General features: G+C 39.8%; 1 pseudogene. It reads left to right on the forward strand.

Going from position 1 to position 1,351, the window contains the following annotated elements:
- Positions 1-214 precede the first annotated feature (214 nt).
- Positions 215-1,351, forward strand: a pseudogene (locus O9332_RS05200) (IS4 family transposase); the annotation flags it as partial.

The raw sequence follows: 1,351 nt of genomic DNA on the forward strand, positions 1-1,351 counted from the left end.
AATCCTTATCTGGCAAGAGACTTAATTGATTAGCTCGTTCTAGATTGAAAACAATTGGCAAAAATCGAAGCAATGTCTTTCTATATAAGGGTTTCATCCCTTATAACTCCCGTCCATTGCATAACACAAACCGAAGAACCAAACTTAAAAAAAGGGGAAACGATTGATAGGTATAGTTTTGAAAGAAGGAATTAAGGTGGAGGTAAGCAAAAAAATGGAGAAATGGGCAGCCCAAGAATTACAGTATGCAGACCTAGGGGACACCAGAAGAAAGAAAAGGTTAATCAGTATCGTAGAAAACTTGGCCAGTCAACCTAGTACAAGTGTGCCACAAGCCTCGGGAAATCTAGCCGCCGCCAGTGCCACCTACGACTTTGGGAATTCCCCCTATTTTCACCCCTCAGATATAATTGCCGCCCAAGCTAAAAGTACAGTAGAAAGAATCAAAGAACATCCAATAGTTTTGGCAGTGCAAGACACAACAAGTTTAGACTTTACGACGCAAAAAGCCAAAAAAGGAATGGGTTATCTAGATTGTAAAACATCCTTTGGTCTCAAAGTTCATACCACCTTAGGAGTGTCAGCGCCAGGAGTACCTTTGGGACTGATTAATCAATAGGTCTGGGCAAGAGAAGAAAAGAATTTAGGGATTGCCAAGCAACGCAAAAAAAGAGAAACCGAAGAAAAAGAAAGTCAAAGATGGTTAGATTCTTTGTCAGAAACACAACAACAAATACCCGAAGAAATTCAAGTAGTAACAATCGGAGATTGTGAGGCAGACATATTTGATTTATTTGCCCAATCAAGAAGTCCTAACTCTCATTTATTAATTCGAGGAACTCATAACCGAAAAGTTAACTATCTCGAAGACAAGCAAAGGTCAGGGCATTCAGAGCCTAAATATTTACATCAATCCATCAGAGAAATAAAAGCCTGTGGGACCTTAGATGTGCAAGTAAAACGCAATCCTAATCACGAGGCTAGACTAGCTAAACTAACAGTTAGATTTGCCAGTTTTGAAATACAAGTACCTAAGCATCACTCGAAAGCGAACCCTCGTCAACCGGTCAAATTACAGGTAATTTTAGCTGAAGAAGAAAATCCGCGTCCCGGAGTTAATCCTATCAGTTGGCTCCTCTTAACTAGCCTAGACATTAGTAGCTTTGAATCGGCGATAACCTGTGTGCGCTGGTATAGTTATCGCTGGTTAATAGAACGCTATCATTTTGTTTTAAAAAGTGGTTGTGGATTAGAAAAACTGCAATTAGAAACGGGTAGGAGAATTGAGATGGCTTTAGCTACCTATTCAATTGTAGCTTGGAGATTACTTTGGTTAACCTATCAAGCACGC

Origin of the sequence: Microcystis sp. LE19-10.1B, from assembly GCF_027530565.1 — a bacterium.
GTDB lineage: Bacteria > Cyanobacteriota > Cyanobacteriia > Cyanobacteriales > Microcystaceae > Microcystis > Microcystis aeruginosa.